This window comes from Mycobacterium paraseoulense (genome assembly GCF_010731655.1).
GTDB lineage: Bacteria > Actinomycetota > Actinomycetes > Mycobacteriales > Mycobacteriaceae > Mycobacterium > Mycobacterium paraseoulense.
Map to the genome: position 1 here is coordinate 5,951,102 of NZ_AP022619.1, position 16,527 is coordinate 5,967,628.

Genomic DNA, 16,527 nt, shown 5'->3' on the forward strand with positions numbered 1-16,527 from the left:
CCGCTAAGCTGGCCGCGTGCCGATCGCAGTGCCGATTTCGACGCCCTACGAGGACCTGCTGCGCCTGGTGCTCGAGCGGGGCACCGCCAAATCCGACCGCACCGGCACCGGGACCCGCAGCCTGTTCGGCCAGCAGTTGCGCTACGACCTGTCGGCCGGCTTCCCGCTGATCACCACCAAGAAGGTGCATCTGAAGTCGGTCGTCTACGAGTTGCTGTGGTTCTTGCGCGGCGACTCCAACGTCGCCTGGCTGCACGAGCACGGTGTCACCATCTGGGACGAATGGGCAAGTGAAACAGGAGATCTCGGGCCGATCTATGGTGTGCAGTGGCGGTCCTGGCCGACGCCGTCGGGCGAACACATCGACCAGATCAGCGCGGCGCTGGACTTGCTGCGCACCGACCCGAACTCCCGGCGCATCATCGTCTCGGCGTGGAACGTCGGGGAGATCCCGCAGATGGCACTGCCGCCGTGCCACGCGTTCTTCCAGTTCTACGTGGCCGACGGCCGGCTGAGCTGCCAGCTGTATCAGCGCAGCGCCGACCTGTTCCTCGGGGTGCCGTTCAACATCGCCAGCTACGCGCTGCTCACCCACATGATGGCCGCCCAGGCCGGTCTGGCGGTCGGTGAGTTCGTCTGGACGGGCGGCGACTGCCACATCTACGACAACCACATCGAGCAGGTGCGGACCCAGCTCAGCCGCGAGCCACGGCCCTACCCGGAACTGGCACTGGCGCAGCGGGATTCGATCTTCGACTACACCTACGACGACGTCGTCGTGAAGAATTACGACCCGCACCCGGCGATCAAAGCCCCCGTCGCTGTATGACCGACCTCGGTCTGGTGTGGGCTCAGTCGACGTCCGGCATCATCGGCCGTGGTGGTGACATCCCGTGGCGAGTGCCCGAGGACCTGGCCCGCTTCAAGGAGCTGACCATCGGGCACACCGTGGTCATGGGCCGGCGCACGTGGGAGTCGTTGCCGGCGAAGGTCCGGCCGCTACCGGGCCGCCGAAATGTCGTACTCTCGCGTCGGAGCGACTTTGCGGCCGACGGGGCGCAGGTCGTCGAGTCGCTCGACGCGGCTCTGGCCGGTGCCGGGGACGAGCCCGAGACCTGGGTGATCGGCGGCGAGCAGGTCTATCTGCTCGCGCTGCCGCGCGCCACCCGGTGCGAGGTCACCGAGGTCGAAGTCGACCTGCGGCGCGACGACGACGACGCGCTGGCTCCGGTGCTCGACGACAGCTGGCTCGGTGAGACAGGGGAGTGGCAGGTCAGCCGCACGGGGCTGCGGTACCGGCTGCACAGCTACCGGCGGGCATGAGCGTTGGTCCCCGCGACCGTGCCATACTCGGACGCGGGGGTCGGTCTCACCACGTCACCACGTGTTGCCAGGAGGGGGAAATGGCAGTGATAACCGAACCCATGAAGACGTTCAACCGCATGTTCAGGGGCTACGACCCGTCCGCGGTCGATGCCCACATCGAGATGCTGACCACCAAGCAGCAGTTGCTGCTCGACGACGTCGAGAGCCTGCGGACCCGGCTGAAGGAAGCCGGTGACCAGGCGGCCGCGCTGCGCAACGAGGTCGCCGTCCTCACCGACACCTCGGCCTCACCCCACGCGGTGCAGCGCCGGATGGCGCAGATGCTCAACCGCGCGGTCGACGAGGTGGCCGAGATGCAGGCCGAGGCGCGCAGCGAGGCGGACGCGCTGATCGCGGCGGCCCAGGCGGAGGTCGAGGCGGCGCAGCGAAAGCACGAAGAGGAGTTGGCGGAGATGGCCGCCCAACGACAAGCCATGGAAAACGATTACGAGGAAACCAAGAAGCAGCTCGAGGCCGAACTGGCCGGGATGCGGGCCGAAACCGAAGCGGCGATCGACAAGGCCTGGCGCGACGCCCAGCGCGAGGCCGATCACTATCGTGAGCAGGCGCGGCGCGCGGCGGACGAGGCGATTCAGCAGCGGATCGACGTCCTCGAGCAGCTGATGGGCGTGTACCGCGACCTCGAAGCCGTCCCGGCCGCGCTCGAAGCGGCCTACCAGGAGCAGAAGAACGCGCCGGAGCCCAGCGTCGTGGTGCCGCTGGACGGGAAGGTCAACGCGGGCTAGCCGCGTCGCCGCCCAGCGCCGTCGTACCCGAGCGGTATTCTCGGCGCCGTGTCGATCCGGACCCCCAGGCTGTCGGCCGCGCAAGCCCGGCGGGTCGCCGTCGCGGCGCAAGGCTTTCGCGAGCCGCCGCCGTCCGGTCCGATCACCCGCGGCCACCTGAAGCGGCTGATATCGAGAATCCAAGTGCTGCAGCTGGATTCGGTGTCGGTCGCGGTGCGCGCCCATTACGCGCCGGTGTTCAGCCGGCTCGGCCCCTACGACCGCGACGTGCTGGACCGCGCCGCCTGGGGCCCGCGGTCGTCGCGGCTGCTGGCCGAGTACTGGGCGCACGAGGCCGCACTGATGGCCGTCGACGACTGGCCGCTGCTGCGCTGGCGGATGCGCCAGTACCGGCACGGCCGCTGGGGCACCCACGTCGTCAAGGCCAACCCCCGACTGGCCGGGGACGTCGTCGCCGCCGTCGCGGAACTCGGGCCCAGCACGGCCGGGCAGATCGAGGCGCACCTGGCCGCCGAACCGCGCAGGAAGAAGGGCGCGTGGTGGAACCGCAGCGACACCAAGTGGGTCGCCGAGGCGCTGTTCGCGGCCGGTGTGCTCACCACGGCGACCCGGGTGGGCTTCGCCCGCCACTACGACCTGGTGGAGCGGGTGCTGCCGGCGAGCGTGCTGGCGCGTGAGGTCGACGACGGACAGGCCGTCCGCGAACTGACACTGCGCGCGGCCGGCGCGCTGGGCGTGGCCACCGAGGCCGGCATCCGCGACTACTTCCGGTTGTCCGCGCAGCAGGTCAAACCGGCGATCGCCGGCCTGGTGGCGGCGGGCGAGATCGAGCGTGTCGACGTGGACGGCTGGCCCGCGCCGGCCTACCTGCGGGCGGGACGCGCCGTGCCGCGCACCGACCGCGGCACCGCGTTGCTGTGCCCGTTCGACCCGCTGATCTTCTTCCGGCCCCGGGTGGAGCGGCTGTTCGGGTTTCATTACCGCATCGAGATCTACACCCCGGCCGCCAAGCGTCAATACGGCTACTACGTGTGGCCGCTGCTGATGGACGGGCACCTGGTCGCGCGCGTCGACCTCAAAGCGGACCGGGCCGGCGACACGCTGCGCGTCCTGGGTGCGTTCGGCGAGGCTGACGCCCCCCGGGCGCGGGTGGTCGCCGCGCTGGCCGGCGAGCTGCAGTCCATGGCGTCGTGGCTGGGCCTGGGAAGCTTCAGCGTCGCCACCCGTGGCGACCTGGCGGCCGACCTGCGGGCGGTCAGCTGATGCGGGCCACCGACAAAGACCTCAAAGACACGCTCTGGAAGGCGGCCACCAAGCTGCGCGGCTCCCTGTCGGCCAGCCAGTACAAGGACGTCATCCTCGGGCTGGTGTTCCTCAAGCACGCCTGCGGCGCGCAATGGAAGTCGTTGACGCGCAACGCGGAATCGCCCGACATCGGCCGCCTCGTCGACGACGCGATGCAGGCGATGTCGCTGCCACGGCTGTGTGAAAACCTCGACCGGCGCCGGCTCGCTGAGTTGCTGCGTCTCCTCGACACCGCGCGGTTCGGCGAACCTGGCCGCGCCCGGGACCTGTTGGGCGAGGTGTACGAGTACTTCCTGGGCAACTTCGCGCGCGCGGAGGGCCGTCGGGGCGGCGAGTTCTTCACCCCGCCCAGCGTGGTCCGGGTGATCGTCGAGATGCTGGAGCCCGCCGGCGGGCGAGTCTATGACCCGTGCTGCGGCTCGGGCGGGATGTTCGTGCAAACCGAAAGGTTCATCGCCGAACACGACGGCGACCCCGTGAACGTCACGATCTGCGGACAGGAAAGCGTCGAGCAGACCTGGCGGATGGCGAAGATGAACCTCGCCGTGCACGGCATCGACGACAGCGGCCTCGGCGCGCGTTGGGGCGACACGTTCCTCGAGGACCGGCACGCCGGCGTGCAAATGGATTACGTGATGGCCAACCCGCCCTTCAACGTCAAGGATTGGGCCCGCGACGAACACGACCCGCGCTGGCGTTTCGGCGTACCGCCCGCCGGCAACGCCAACTACGCATGGATCCAGCACATCCTGTCCAAACTGGCCCGGGGCGGAAAGGCCGGCGTGGTCATGGCCAACGGTTCGATGTCGTCGAATGCGCTCGGGGAAGGCGACATCCGCGCGCGGATCGTCGACGCCGACCTGGTGTCGTGCATGGTCGCCCTGCCCGCGCAGCTGTTCCGCAGCACGTCGATTCCGGTGTGCCTGTGGTTCTTCGACACGGACAAGGGCGAGCGGTCCGGGCAGGTGCTGTTCATCGACGCCCGCGGGCTCGGCTACCTGGTGAACCGCGCCGAGCGTGCGCTGACCCACGAGGAAGTCGTTCGCATCGGCGACACCTATCGCGCGTGGCGCACATCGCCATCAGCCACCTCGAAAGGCCTTGCCTATGAGGACATTCCGGGATTCTGCGGGTCGGTATCGCTCGACGACGTCGCCGCGGCCGGCTATACGCTGACGCCCGGCCGTTACGTCGGGGCGCCCGCCGCCGAGGACGACGGCGAGCCGGCCGAGGAGAAGATCGCCCGGCTGAGCGGCGACCTGCTGACGGCGCTCGACGAATCCGCCCGCCTGGAAGGCGTTGTGCGCCAACACCTGGAGCGCCTGCTTTGACGACCACGCTGGGCGACCACCTGCTCTTCGGCAGCGGGAGCAGCGCTCCGCCCGGGGTACCGGGCGGAGGGTTCCGCGTCTACGGCGCCAACGGGGCCATCGGTTACGCCGCCGAGCGCAACGCGGCCGGTCCGCTGATCGTCGTCGGGCGCGTCGGGTCCCAGTGCGGCAGCCTGCGGTATTGCGTCTCCGATGTCTGGGTCACCGAGAACGCATTGGTGTGCCGGGCCAAAGACCCTGGTGAGACGCGGTACTGGTACTACGCGTTGCACACCTGCCGGCTGGACGATCACCGCTCCGGATCGGGACAGCCGCTGCTCAGCCAGCGGATCCTGCGTGCCGTCGCGGTGCGCAGCGTGGGCGCGCCGCAGCGGGGGGCGATCGCCGAACTGCTCGGCGCCCTCGACGACAAGATCTCCGCCAACGCGCGGGTGATCGAGACGGCCGAGAACCTGATGGTGGCCGTCGCGGACTCGGTGCGTGACCGCGTGCCGCTGTCCGGCCTGGCCGGCCGGTCGACGGCATCGCTCAACGTGGCCGAATTCGACGACGTGGTCGCGCACTTCAGCCTGCCGGCGTTCGACGACGGGGCGAACCCGCGCGTCGTGCGCGCCGAGTCGATCAGGAGCGCCAAGCTTCTCCTGAGGCAGCCGTGCGTGTTGTTCGCGAAGCTCAATCCCCGCATCCCGCGGATCTGGAACGTGGTGAGCATGCCGCCGGAAATGGCCTTGGCCAGCAGCGAGTTCGTCGTCCTGATGCCGAGGCGCGTCGACGCGTCGGCCCTGTGGGCGGCCGTGCGGCAGCCAGAAGTCTCCGAATGGCTGCAGCGTCGGGTCGCCGGGACCTCCGGGAGCCATCAGCGCATTCCGCCGCGTGACCTGATGGAGGTTGCGGTCCCGGACGTCCGGCGGCTGAGCGCCGCGGCCCGGCAAACGATCACCGGCCTGGGGGCGCTGTGCCACGCCCGCCGCACCGAAAGCGCGCGGCTGTCCGCGTTGCGCGACGCGCTGCTGCCGAAGCTGATATCGGGTGAGCTGTCGCTACGGCCGCCACGTTAAGGTGAGCGCCGTGGCCGAGACCGCGCCGCTACGCGTGCAACTGATCGCCAAGACCGAGTTTTTGGCGCCGCCGGACGTCCCGTGGACCACCGACGCCGACGGGGGCGAGGCGCTGGTCGAGTTCGCCGGCCGTGCCTGCTATCAGAGCTGGTCCAAACCCAATCTCAAGACCGCGACCAACGCCGGCTACATCAAGCACATCATCGACGTGGGGCATTTCTCCGTGCTCGAACACGCCAACGTGTCGTTCTACATCACGGGCATCTCCCGCTCGCTCACGCACGAGCTGATCCGGCACCGGCATTTCTCGTACTCGCAGCTGTCGCAGCGCTACGTGCCCGAGGGCGACTCGCGGGTCGTCGTGCCACCGGGCCTACAGGACGACCCCGAACTCCAGCGCATCCTCACCGAGGCCGCCGACGCCAGCCGGGCCACCTACGCCGAGCTGCTGGCCAGGCTCGAGGCCAAATTCGCCGACCAGCCCAATGCGGTGTTGCGCCGCAAGCAGGCACGCCAGGCCGCGCGTGCCGTGCTGCCGAACGCGACCGAGACCCGCATCGTGGTGACGGGCAACTACCGGGCCTGGCGGCACTTCATCGCCATGCGCGCCAGCGAGCACGCCGACGTCGAGATCCGGCGGCTGGCCATCGAGTGCCTGCGCCAGCTTGCCGACGCCGCGCCCGCCGTGTTCGCCGACTTCGAGATCTCGACGCTGGCCGACGGGACCGAGGTGGCCACCAGCCCGCTGGCCACCGAGGCCTGAGTTCCCCGGCTGGCCCGCGCCGTTGCTAAAGACCTTGCCGCCGCCAGGTAACCTGAAGACCGTGAGCACCGTCGGATTCGACGCCCCGGCGCGGTTGGGAACCGTACTGACCGCGATGGTGACACCATTTGCTCCCGACGGCTCGCTCGACACCGCCATGGCGGCACAACTGGCGAACCACCTGGTCGACGCCGGGTGCGATGGCCTGGTGGTCTCCGGAACCACGGGCGAATCGCCCACCACCACCGACGACGAGAAGCGCGAGCTGCTGCGCGTCGTGCTGGAGGCGGTGGGTGACCGCGCCCGGGTCATCGCCGGCGCGGGCACCTACGACACCGCGCACAGCGTCCGGCTGGCCCGGGCCTGCGCGGCCGAGGGCGCCCACGGATTGCTGGTGGTCACCCCCTACTACTCGAAGCCGCCGCAGAGCGGGCTGGTCGCGCATTTCACCGCCGTCGCCGACGCCACCGAGTTGCCGGTCCTGCTCTACGACATCCCGCCGCGCTCGGTGATCCCCATCGAGACCGAGACCATCCGTGCGCTGGCCGCCCACCCGAACATCGTGGGAATCAAGGACGCCAAGGCCGACCTGCACAGCGGCGGCCAGATCATCGCCGAGACCGGGCTGGCCTACTACTCCGGCGACGACGCGCTGAACCTGCCGTGGCTGGCCATGGGCGCCACCGGCTTCATCAGCGTGATCTCGCATCTGGCGGCCGGTCAGCTGCGAGAGATGCTGTCCGCCTTCGCTTCCGGCGACATCGCCACCGCGCGGAAGATCAACGTCACCGTGGCGCCGCTGTGCGACGCCATGAGCCGGCTGGGCGGCGTGACGATGTCCAAGGCGGGCCTGCGCCTGCAGGGCATCGAGGTTGGCGATCCCCGGTTGCCGCAGATGCCGGCGACGCCCGAGCAGATCGATGCGCTGGCCGCCGACATGCGCGCGGCGTCGGTGCTCCGGTGAGCCAAAGGGTGGCCGGTAAGTGGATGTAGACCTCGCCCCGCCCGGTCCTTTGACCACTGGCGGGCTGCGGGTCACCGCGCTGGGCGGCATCAGCGAAATCGGCCGCAACATGACGGTTTTCGAGCATCTCGGCCGGCTGCTGATCATCGACTGCGGGGTGATGTTCCCCACCCATGACGAGCCCGGGGTGGACCTGATCCTGCCCGACCTGCGCCACATCTCCGACCGGCTCGACGACATCGAGGCGCTGGTGCTGACCCACGCGCACGAGGACCACATCGGCGGCATCCCGTTCCTGCTCAAGCTGCGGCCGGACATTCCGGTCGTCGGGTCGAAGTTCACCCTGGCGCTGGTCGCCGCCAAATGCCGCGAGCACCGGCTCAAGCCGGTGTTCGTCGAGGTCAGCGAGCGACAGCGGAGCACGCACGGCGTCTTCGAGTGCGAATACTTCGCCGTCAACCACTCCATCCCCGATGCGCTGGCGATCGCCGTGCACACCGGCGCGGGCACCGTCCTGCACACCGGCGACATCAAGCTCGACCAGCTTCCCCTCGACGGCCGGCCCACCGATCTGCCCGGCATGTCCCGCCTGGGTGACGCCGGGGTGGACCTGTTCCTGTGCGACTCCACCAACTCCGAGATCCCGGGTGTGGGGCCGTCGGAGAGCGAAGTGGGGCCGACCCTGCACCGCCTGATCCGGGGCGCCGAGGGCCGCGTCATCGTCGCCTGCTTCGCCTCCAATGTCGACCGGGTGCAGCAGATCATCGACGCCGCCGTCGCCCTGGGCCGGCGGGTGTCGTTCGTCGGGCGGTCGATGGTGCGCAACATGGGCATCGCCCGCGAGCTGGGATTCCTGCGGGTGGCCGATTCCGACGTGATCGACATCGGCGCCGCCGAAGAGATGCCGCCCGAGCGGGTGGTGCTGATCACCACCGGCACCCAGGGCGAGCCCATGTCGGCGTTGTCGCGGATGTCGCGCGGCGAGCATCGCAGCATCACGCTCACCGCGGGGGACCTGATCGTCCTGGCGTCGTCGCTGATCCCCGGCAACGAGGAGGCGGTCTACGGGGTGATCGACGAGCTCGCCAAGATCGGGGCCCGCGTGGTCACCAATGCCCAAGCACGCGTGCATGTTTCGGGTCACGCGTATGCCGGCGAGCTGTTGTTCCTCTACAACGGTGTGCGGCCGCGCAACGTCATGCCGGTGCACGGCACCTGGCGGATGCTGCGCGCCAACGCCAAGCTGGCGGCCAGCACCGGGGTGCCGGAGGAGTCGATCCTGTTGGCCGAGAACGGCGTCAGCGTCGACCTGGTCGCCGGCGCGGCGTCGATCGCCGGGGCGGTGCCGGTCGGCAAGATGTTCGTCGACGGCCTGATCCAGGGCGACGTCGGCGACATCACGCTGGGGGAACGGCTCATTCTGTCGTCGGGTTTCGTCGCGGTGACCGTGGTCGTCCAGCGCGGCACCGGGCGTCCGGTGACCGCGCCGCACCTGTATTCGCGCGGGTTCTCCGAAGATCCCAAGGCGCTGGAGCCCGCCGGGCGCCGCGTCGAGGAGGAGCTGGAATTGCTGGCCGCCGAGAGCATCACCGACCCCGGCCGCATCGCGCAGGCCGTGCGCCGCACCGTCGGCAAGTGGGTGGGCGAGACGTACCGCAGGCAACCGATGATCGTGCCGACGGTCATCGAGGTCTGAACCGGCGCTACAACTTCTGGGCGTAGGCCGACCACTCCAGTTGCGAGGCGGTGAGTTTGCGACCGGTGGGCTCGACGTAGCGCTGGAGGAGTTCGTCGGGACCGGCCTGCTCCAGCAGCCGCCAACCGTATTCGCCGATGAACGCGCCGACCTCGTCGGGCTGTAGCCCGAAGTGCCACAGCTGCCGCCGCTGGCGGACGCTGCGATAGAGCGTGCGGGTGCCGTAGCGATTTGTGCCGTCGATGAAATCCCGCCGGACGTAGGTGAAAACCAGATGGCTGCCCGGCGCGGCCGCGCGCAGCCCCTCCAACGTGCGGCGGACGGTGGCTTCGGTCAGGTATTGGGTGACGCCCTCGCAGATGAAGAACGCCCGGTAGTCGGTGTGATATCCGTGCTCGGCCAGGGCGGTGAGCAGGTCGTCGCGCTCGAGGTCCAATGCCACAAGCCGCACCGACATCGGCGGCCCGCCCAGCACCCGCCGGACCGTCTGCACCTTCCTGGCGACGTTGACCGGCAGGTCGACCTCGAAGACGGGGATGCGGACCTGCCGCGTCAGCAGGTAGGCGCGGGTGTCCAATCCGGCCCCCAGGATGACCACCGCGTCGATGCCGTCGAGCGCATCGGCGAGCTTGTCGCCGATGAACCGCTTGCGGCAGGCCAAGTTCGCCCACAAACCGCGGCCCGTCCACTCCGATCCGCGGATCATCAAGCGGCGCACCGCCGCCACTCGGGTCGCCGCGACGAGCCAGCGTAGCGGCGCAGGAAGGAACAGTTCGGCGAGGTCGTCGTCCACCAGGCGTCGGTCCGGCGGCTCGTTGTGTTCGACGGCCGCCAACACCATCGGTCCGAAGGCGGTCTGCGCGGCGGGATTTCGTGCCATGCGCGGCTACTTGTTCAGGAAACCGGCATCGACGGGCAACGTCACGCCGGTGATGTAGCGGGCCTGGTCGGACACCAGCCACGCCACCGCGTTGGCGATGTCTTCGACCTGCAGCACCTCCACCGGCATGGCGTTGCCCATGGCTCCCGGCGTGTCGGTTGCGGCGGCCATCTTGGCCAGCCACTCCCGGGTGAACTCGTTGTTGATCATCGGGGTTTCGACTCCGGACGGGTGGATCGAGTTAACCCGAATATACTGCGTTGCAAGCAGGTTCGCGTATACCCGCATCAAGCCCACCACACCGTGCTTGGCGGCGGCATAGCCGACGGAACCCGCGTCGGGGCTGCCGACGCCGGCCAGGCCGGCGCTCGAACTGATCAGCACGATCGAGCCCCCGGTGCCCTGCTTGACCATGGTCGGGATGGCAGCCTTGATGGTGTTGTAGACGCCGGTGAGGTTGACGTCGATGACGTCGCGCCAGCCGTCGTCGCCGGACTGCATCGGAGCGATGCCGGCGTTGGCCACGACGATGTCGAGCCGGCCGAACTCGTCCAGGCCCTGCTGCAACGCGGCCGACAGGGACGCCCGGTCACGCACGTCGCCACGGGCGGCCACGATCCGGGCGCCGGTGTCCTCGACCAGCTTGACGGTCTCCGCCAGGTCGTCCTCGGTGGCCAAGGGGTAGGGGACGCTGGCGATCTGCTCGCACAGGTCGATCGCGATGATGTTCGCGCCGTCGGCGGCGAGCCGCACCGCGTGTGCGCGTCCCTGCCCGCGCGCCGCGCCGGTGATGAACGCGACCTTGCCTTCGAGTGGCCGGGTCATCAGGACCGGAGCTGACCCTTGTCCGGGTCGCCCGCGACAACCGGCTGCAGCATCTTGATGTCCGGCGCCCCGGCCAGGTGCTCGCCGGCCGCCCCGAACATCTTGCCGATGGCCGGCGCGGTGCTGTGGGCCTTGAGCGCCTCCTCGTCGGCCCACTGCTCGACGAAGACGAAGGTCTCGCCCGACTGGTGCAGGGAGTACAACTGGCAGCCCGGTTCGTTGTGCACTTCCTCCACCGCCTGCGTGAGGATGTCACGGACTGTGTCGACCGACTCGGGTTTGACGGTCATGGTGGCGACGACGACGACGGGCATGCTGGGGCCTCCTGGGGGCAAACGGGGTGGGTGACGCGCATGACTTCTGTTATCTAAATCACCGCTTGCCTACCCTACTCACGCGACATGCCCGCCAAGCCGCCAGATGGCCCACAACGCCAAACCGTTACCAGTGTGGCGGGTGGTGTAGATGATGTCGATGCGACTACCCTTGCCGTCATGGCTAACAAGACCGCCGCCCGCTCCAAAGCCAGAACGAGCAGGTCAAAGGCCCCTTCGCGGAGCGGGTCGGGACGCGCGCGGCCGGCGGCACCCCGCAAGCGGCCGGGCAGGCCCGCCCGGCGGCGCAACCATTCGCTGCTGGTGGCCGCCGGGCTGACCGGCGGCCGCGCCCTGCGCGCCACCTGGCTGATGGCCGCGCGCAGCACCGGCGGCGCGGCCCGGTCGATCGGGCGGGCCCGCGACATCGACCCGGGACACCGCCGCGACGGGATCGCGCTGATGCTCCTCGGCCTGTCCGTCGTGGTCGCGGCGAGCTCCTGGTTCGACGCCGCCCGCCCCGTCGGCGCGTGGGTCGACACGCTGTTGCGCACCTTCATCGGGGCGGGCGTCCTGGCACTGCCCGTCGTCACGGCCGCGGTGGCGGTCGCGCTGATGCGCACCCAGCCCAACCCCGACGCGCGGCCCAGGCTGATTTTGGGCGCCACCCTGATCGCCCTGTCCGCGCTCGGCCTGCGCCACCTGTGGTCCGGCTCGCCCGAAGACCCCGAGGCGCGCCGCCGCGCGGCGGGATTCATCGGTTTCGCCATCGGCGGTCCGCTGTCGGACGGGCTGACGGCCTGGATCGCCGCGCCGTTGTTGTTCATCGGCTTCATGTTCGGCCTGCTGCTGCTGACCGGGACCACCATCCGCGAGGTGCCCGACGCGGTCCGCAACATGTTCGGCGCCCGGCTGCTCGGCGATGACGACGATTACGACTACGACGACTACGGCGACTATGGCGATTACGACGACGCGGAATCCCTTGCCGCCGAAGACTTCTCCGACGGCTACTACGACGAGGGCCCACCGGCCGCCGGGCCGCCGGCCTGGCCGACGGCGGACCCGGCCCCCGCGCTGCGGGACAACGAGGACGACATTCCCACCACGCCGGAGCCGGCCATCGGCAAGAGCCGTCGACGCGACAGGAAGAAGACCGAGGTGCTGGACCGGGTCGTCGAGGGCCCCTACACCCTGCCGTCGATGAGCCTGCTGGTGGCGGGCGACCCGCCCAAGAAGCGCAGCGCCGCCAACACCGTCATGGCCGAGGCCATCGGCGAGGTGCTCACCCAGTTCAAGGTCGACGCGGCCGTCACCGGCTGCACCCGGGGCCCGACCGTCACCCGCTACGAGGTCGAGCTGGGCCCCGGCGTGAAGGTGGAGAAGATCACCGCGCTGCAGAAGAACATCGCCTACGCGGTGGCCACCGAGAGCGTGCGGATGCTGGCGCCGATCCCCGGCAAGTCCGCCGTGGGCATCGAGGTGCCCAACACCGACCGGGAAATGGTGCGGTTGGCCGACGTGCTGACCGCGCCGTCCACCCGCCGCGACCACCACCCGCTGGTGATCGGGCTGGGCAAGGACATCGAGGGCGACTTCATCTCGGCCAACCTGGCCAAGATGCCGCACCTGCTGGTCGCGGGCTCGACCGGGTCCGGCAAGTCCAGCTTCGTCAACTCCATGCTGGTGTCGCTGCTGACCCGGGCCACCCCGGAGGAGGTCAGGATGATCCTGATCGACCCGAAGATGGTGGAGCTGACGCCGTACGAGGGCATCCCGCACCTGATCACCCCGATCATCACCCAGCCCAAGAAGGCCGCCGCCGCGCTGGCCTGGCTGGTCGAGGAGATGGAGCAGCGCTACCAGGACATGCAGGCCTCCCGCGTGCGCCACATCGACGACTTCAACGAGAAGGTGCGGTCGGGGGCCATCACCGCGCCGCTGGGCAGCCAGCGCGAATACCGGCCCTACCCGTACATCGTGGCGATCGTCGACGAGCTGGCCGACCTGATGATGACCGCCCCGCGCGACGTCGAGGACGCGATCGTGCGGATCACGCAGAAGGCCCGCGCGGCGGGCATCCACCTGGTGCTGGCCACCCAGCGCCCGTCGGTGGACGTGGTCACCGGGCTCATCAAGACCAACGTGCCGTCCCGGCTGGCGTTCGCCACGTCGTCGCTCACCGACAGCCGGGTGATCCTGGACCAGGCCGGCGCGGAGAAGCTGATCGGCATGGGCGACGCCCTGTTCCTGCCGATGGGCGCCAGCAAGACCGTCCGGCTGCAGGGCGCCTACATCACCGACGAGGAGATCCACGCCGTCGTCACCGCCTGCAAGGACCAGGCCGAGCCCGAATATACCGAGGGCGTGACCGCCGCCAAGACCACCAGCGAACGCACCGACGTCGACCCGGACATCGGCGACGACATGGACGTCTTCCTGCAGGCCGTCGAGCTGGTGGTGTCCAGCCAGTTCGGCTCCACCTCGATGCTGCAGCGCAAGCTGCGCGTCGGCTTCGCCAAGGCCGGCAGGCTGATGGACCTGATGGAGACCCGCGGCATCGTCGGACCCAGCGAGGGCTCCAAGGCGCGCGAGGTGCTGGTCAAGCCCGACGAGCTGGCCGGAACGCTGGCGTTGATCCGCGGCGGTGACGCCGCCGGCGGCGCCGCCGACGACGACTGATCGCCAGCCCTCCTGCTCAGAGCACCAGCAGCATGCGGGAGTTGCCGAGGATGTTGGGCTTGACGTAGCTCAGGTCCAGGAACTCGGCGACACCGATGTCGTAGGAGCGGCACATCTCCTCGAACACCTCGGCGGTCACCGGCGTGCCCTCGATCTCGGTGAACCCGTGCTTGCCGAAGAACTCGGTCTCGAACGTCAGCACGAACAGCCGCTTGAGCTGCAGCTCGCGCGCGACCTCCAGCAGCCGGTCGACGATCGCGTGACCGATGCCGTGGCCCGTCATCGCCGGGTCGACCGCGACGGTGCGGATCTCGCCCAGGTCGGACCACATCACGTGCAGCGCGCCGCAGCCGACAACCTCGCCGTCACGTTCGGCCACCCAGAATTCCTGGACGGCCTCGTACAGCGTCACCAGGTTCTTCTCCAGCAGGATCTTGCCTGCGTAGGTGTCGACGAGTCGCTTGATGGCGGGGACATCGGAGGTTCGCGCCCGCCGCACCACAGGGTCCTGCGAACTTTCGGTCACGGCTAACAGTATCGGCATCGGGCACGGGTGCGCTGGTCAACAGTTATTCTGTTGCGGTGTCGGGGCAGCCGCAAACGGGTCCGCTAATGGGACCGCCAGGGCGCGTCCACATCGCAAACCTCGCCAACACGCTGACGCTGCTGCGCTTGGTGCTGGTCCCGGTCTTCCTGCTCGCGCTGTTCGCCAAGGACGGCCACGAGATCGCCTTCCGGATCGTGGCTTTCGTGATCTTCACGGTCGCGGTCATCACCGATCGGCTGGACGGCCTGCTGGCCCGCAACTACGGAATGGCAACCGAATTCGGCGCATTCGTCGATCCGATCGCGGACAAGACGCTGATCGGGTCGGCGTTGATCGGGCTGTCGATGCTCGGCGACCTGCCCTGGTGGGTCACGGTGGTGATCATGGCGCGCGAGATCGGGGTGACCGTGCTGCGGCTGGCCGTGATTCGCCGCGGGGTCATCCCGGCCAGTTGGGGCGGCAAGATCAAGACCGTGGTGCAGGCCGTGGCGATCGGCTTGTTCATCCTGCCGCTGTCGGGTCCCTTCCGGGTGACGGCCGCCGTGGTGATGGGAGTGGCCGTCGTGCTGACGGTCGTCACCGGCATCGACTACGTGGTGTCGACCGTCAGGGAAGTGCGCCGGACGGCCGCCTGATTCTCGGGCCGCCGAACGGGAACCAACACCCCGCCGCTCGCGTTTCACCTAATGAGCGCCTGCCGGACTGGGGTCGATTTCGCTCCGGGCGGGCTGACTGGACGAAGGAGGGCAGAAATGCCGCCATTGGTGCGCGAGGTCGTCGGCGACGTGTTGCGGGAGGCCCGGATGACACAGGGCCGGACGCTGCGCGAGGTGTCCGATTCGGCTCGGGTGAGCCTCGGTTATCTGTCCGAGGTCGAGCGCGGGCGCAAGGAGCCCTCCAGCGAACTGCTCAACGCGATCTGCGAGGCGTTGGAGGTGCCGCTGTCGTCGGTGCTGACCGACGCCGGCGAGCGGATGGCCGGGGTGGAACGGGCCGCCCGCGGGGCGCCCGCCGACGGGTTGCGTGGTCCCAGCATCGACGCCGACACCAAGGTCGTCATCCCGCCGGTGGCCTCGCTGGCGATCGCCTGAGCGCCGCCCGGCGCAGGGATCCAGCGCCAGGGGTAGGGCGATCGGCGTCGACCCACTAAATTGAGCGACAAGCGACGGCCCATCCAGGGGCCCTCCGGCCCACAAGAAGCGAAGGTGGAGCTCACTCATGGCCAATCCGTTCGTCAAAGCGTGGAAGTACCTCATGGCGCTGTTCAACGCGAAGATCGACGAGCACGCCGACCCCAAGGTGCAGATCCAGCAGGCCATCGAGGAAGCGCAACGCACGCATCAGGCGCTGACCCAGCAGGCGGCGCAGGTGATCGGCAACCAGCGCCAGCTGGAGATGCGGCTGAACCGGCAACTCGCCGACATCGAGAAGTTGCAGGTCAACGTGCGTCAGGCGTTGACGTTGGCCGACCAGGCCACCGCCGCCGGTGACGCCGCCAAGGCCACCGAATACAACAACGCCGCGGAGGCGTTCGCCGCCCAGCTGGTGACCGCCGAGCAGGGCGTCGAGGACCTCAAGACGCTGCACGATCAGGCGCTGAGCGCGGCCGCGCAAGCCAAGAAGGCGGTCGAGCAGAACGCGATGGTGCTGCAGCAGAAGATCGCCGAACGCACCAAGCTGCTCAGCCAGCTCGAGCAGGCGAAGATGCAGGAACAGGTGAGCGCGTCGCTGCGCTCGATGAGCGAAATCGCGGCGCCCGGCAACGTGCCCAGCCTCGACGAGGTGCGCGACAAGATCGAGCGCCGCTACGCCAACGCGATCGGCTCCGCCGAGCTCGCGCAGGGATCGGTGCAGGGCCGCATGCTCGAGGTCGAACAGGCCGGCGTGCAGATGGCCGGTCACTCCCGGCTGGAGCAGATCCGCGCGTCGATGCGCGGCGAGGCGTTGCCGACCGGCGGGACCCCCGCCGCCGGGGCCGCGCCGGCGACACCCGCGCCCGCCGAGACCACCGGCGGCGCCGCCACCGAGAAGCCCTTTGGCCAGTAACCCGG

General features: G+C 69.4%; 17 protein-coding genes. 13 read left to right on the forward strand and 4 right to left on the reverse strand.

Translation table 11 applies throughout. From position 1 onward, the window contains the following. Positions 1 to 28: 28 nt before the first annotated feature. From G6N51_RS27995 to G6N51_RS28035, 9 genes are all read left to right on the forward strand, one after another. Positions 29 to 829 carry a thymidylate synthase gene (locus G6N51_RS27995; RefSeq protein ID WP_083173955.1) on the forward strand — a complete coding sequence of 267 codons (801 nt, stop codon included), beginning with the start codon at positions 29 to 31 and terminating at the stop codon, positions 827 to 829. Next, the gene (locus G6N51_RS28000; RefSeq protein WP_083173910.1) at positions 826 to 1,323 is read left to right on the forward strand and encodes a dihydrofolate reductase; all 498 of its coding nucleotides are present in this window, start codon (positions 826 to 828) and stop codon (positions 1,321 to 1,323) included. The genes G6N51_RS27995 and G6N51_RS28000 overlap by 4 nt, the downstream gene beginning before the upstream one ends. 86 nt (positions 1,324 to 1,409) lie before the next feature. After that, positions 1,410 to 2,111: a DivIVA domain-containing protein gene (locus G6N51_RS28005; RefSeq protein ID WP_174814431.1), complete on the forward strand. Its 702-nt coding sequence runs from the start codon at positions 1,410 to 1,412 to the stop codon at positions 2,109 to 2,111. A gap of 54 nt (positions 2,112 to 2,165) precedes the next feature. Continuing rightward, positions 2,166 to 3,374 (forward strand): winged helix-turn-helix domain-containing protein, encoded by a 1,209-nt coding sequence (locus tag G6N51_RS28010; RefSeq protein WP_083173954.1) that lies wholly within the window; start codon positions 2,166 to 2,168, stop codon positions 3,372 to 3,374. After that, positions 3,374 to 4,747 carry a class I SAM-dependent DNA methyltransferase gene (locus G6N51_RS28015; protein WP_083173908.1) on the forward strand — a complete coding sequence of 458 codons (1,374 nt, stop codon included), beginning with the start codon at positions 3,374 to 3,376 and terminating at the stop codon, positions 4,745 to 4,747. Before G6N51_RS28010 ends, G6N51_RS28015 begins: the two co-directional genes overlap by 1 nt. Then, positions 4,744 to 5,805, forward strand: a complete 1,062-nt coding sequence (locus G6N51_RS28020; protein ID WP_083173907.1) for a restriction endonuclease subunit S — start codon at positions 4,744 to 4,746, stop codon at positions 5,803 to 5,805. Before G6N51_RS28015 ends, G6N51_RS28020 begins: the two co-directional genes overlap by 4 nt. Before the next feature lie 10 nt (positions 5,806 to 5,815). Next, entirely contained in the window at positions 5,816 to 6,568 is a 753-nt protein-coding gene (gene thyX / locus G6N51_RS28025) for an FAD-dependent thymidylate synthase (protein ID WP_083173953.1), read from the forward strand. Positions 6,569 to 6,629: 61 nt separating this feature from the next. Next, a complete protein-coding gene (gene dapA / locus G6N51_RS28030; protein ID WP_083173906.1) occupies positions 6,630 to 7,532 on the forward strand; it encodes a 4-hydroxy-tetrahydrodipicolinate synthase in 903 nt (300 codons plus the stop codon). Positions 7,533 to 7,551: 19 nt separating this feature from the next. Further along, positions 7,552 to 9,228: a ribonuclease J gene (locus G6N51_RS28035; protein ID WP_083173905.1), complete on the forward strand. Its 1,677-nt coding sequence runs from the start codon at positions 7,552 to 7,554 to the stop codon at positions 9,226 to 9,228. Between the two features lie 7 nt (positions 9,229 to 9,235). On the opposite strand, the gene G6N51_RS28040 is transcribed toward G6N51_RS28035, so the two are convergent. From G6N51_RS28040 to G6N51_RS28050, 3 genes are read right to left on the reverse strand one after another with little or no spacing between them, the layout of a single operon-like run. Next, positions 9,236 to 10,108, reverse strand: coding sequence for an SAM-dependent methyltransferase (locus G6N51_RS28040; RefSeq protein ID WP_083173904.1), 873 nt, complete (start codon positions 10,106 to 10,108; stop codon positions 9,236 to 9,238). Positions 10,109 to 10,114: 6 nt separating this feature from the next. Further along, positions 10,115 to 10,936, reverse strand: a complete 822-nt coding sequence (locus tag G6N51_RS28045) for a mycofactocin-coupled SDR family oxidoreductase (RefSeq protein ID WP_083173952.1) — start codon at positions 10,934 to 10,936, stop codon at positions 10,115 to 10,117. Then, a complete protein-coding gene (locus tag G6N51_RS28050) occupies positions 10,933 to 11,247 on the reverse strand; it encodes a putative quinol monooxygenase (RefSeq protein WP_083173903.1) in 315 nt (104 codons plus the stop codon). The genes G6N51_RS28045 and G6N51_RS28050 overlap by 4 nt, the downstream gene beginning before the upstream one ends. An 87-nt stretch (positions 11,248 to 11,334) precedes the next feature. Between G6N51_RS28050 and G6N51_RS28055 the strand changes: the two genes are divergently transcribed. Further along, entirely contained in the window at positions 11,335 to 13,929 is a 2,595-nt protein-coding gene (locus tag G6N51_RS28055) for an FtsK/SpoIIIE family DNA translocase (RefSeq protein ID WP_083173708.1), read from the forward strand. 16 nt (positions 13,930 to 13,945) lie between these two features. On the opposite strand, the gene G6N51_RS28060 is transcribed toward G6N51_RS28055, so the two are convergent. After that, positions 13,946 to 14,473: an amino-acid N-acetyltransferase gene (locus tag G6N51_RS28060; RefSeq protein WP_083173709.1), complete on the reverse strand. Its 528-nt coding sequence runs from the start codon at positions 14,471 to 14,473 to the stop codon at positions 13,946 to 13,948. A 68-nt stretch (positions 14,474 to 14,541) separates the two neighbouring features. On the opposite strand from G6N51_RS28060, the gene pgsA reads away from it, so the two are divergent. The 3 genes from pgsA (at position 14,542) to pspA (ending at position 16,522) form a co-directional block, all read left to right on the forward strand. Further along, entirely contained in the window at positions 14,542 to 15,111 is a 570-nt protein-coding gene (gene pgsA / locus G6N51_RS28065) for a CDP-diacylglycerol--glycerol-3-phosphate 3-phosphatidyltransferase (protein ID WP_142275112.1), read from the forward strand. A 117-nt stretch (positions 15,112 to 15,228) separates the two neighbouring features. Further along, positions 15,229 to 15,567 (forward strand): transcriptional regulator ClgR, encoded by a 339-nt coding sequence (gene clgR / locus G6N51_RS28070; RefSeq protein ID WP_083173711.1) that lies wholly within the window; start codon positions 15,229 to 15,231, stop codon positions 15,565 to 15,567. A 127-nt stretch (positions 15,568 to 15,694) separates the two neighbouring features. Next, positions 15,695 to 16,522 carry a phage shock protein PspA gene (gene pspA, locus G6N51_RS28075; RefSeq protein WP_083173712.1) on the forward strand — a complete coding sequence of 276 codons (828 nt, stop codon included), beginning with the start codon at positions 15,695 to 15,697 and terminating at the stop codon, positions 16,520 to 16,522. The last annotated feature ends 5 nt before the right edge of the window (positions 16,523 to 16,527 follow it).